We start from the raw sequence: 674 nt of genomic DNA, 5'->3' as shown, positions 1-674 counted from the left end.
CTAACACGATAATCTCTGCCAATCGTCCTGCCAAAGCAGTGATTGAGCTATTACTGTCTGCTGGCGCGTCTGCAATACGCCATGTTACGCATTCGCCTTGCTGGGCTGCTTGCCAAATATCACCAAACTTCTCTTTTATTTGATTATCAAAGTTATTGTTTTGTTCGAACCAATACTGCTCGTTATCTTTATCGAACCAAAAATCTAAGACCGCACGTGCATCAGCGTCAAGATATTCTAAATTAATATGTTCTAGATCAAGTTGCGATAAATTAGCTGAGCTGGTAGAGGTGGAATAATCAGTTGATAGTGACATAAGATATTCTAATTGTGATGGATTTAGTCTACTATAACGCAAATCTTTATATCTGTCATGATGCCGACAGCCGCTATTAGGTAACCTCTTATGCATTCTAACAATCCCATAAAAACCAGCCATTCGTTAACACCGTCAACGCCTTATTATTTGCTCGATGAAGCGGCAATCGTTACCAATATGCAGATTATTGCACGGCTATGTGAGTTATCAGGGGCAAAGGCATTGCTTGCGCTAAAGTGTTTTGCCACGTGGGGCGTGTTCGATGTGATGACTCCCTTTTTGCATGGCACAACCTCGTCTTCGCTCAATGAAGTACGGTTAGGCTATGAGACTTTTGGTGATAACGCGCCTGATA

Annotated in this window: 1 protein-coding gene and 1 pseudogene; one reads left to right on the top strand and one right to left on the bottom strand. The window is 42.0% G+C overall.

The window, feature by feature from the left end; all coding sequences use genetic code 11:
- A partial coding sequence (locus ACS8FD_RS21135; protein ID WP_439277310.1) for a DUF924 family protein occupies positions 1 to 316 on the bottom strand: 316 nt, incomplete at its 3' end.
- A 90-nt stretch (positions 317 to 406) separates the two neighbouring features.
- On the opposite strand from ACS8FD_RS21135, the pseudogene ACS8FD_RS21130 reads away from it, so the two are divergent.
- Positions 407 to 674 (top strand): annotated as a pseudogene (locus ACS8FD_RS21130) (carboxynorspermidine decarboxylase); the annotation flags it as partial.

The organism is Psychrobacter sp. 1U2 (genome assembly GCF_051847575.1).
The sequence above is the reverse complement of the archived record's forward strand: the minus strand, read 5'-3'. Positions and strand labels throughout refer to the sequence as shown.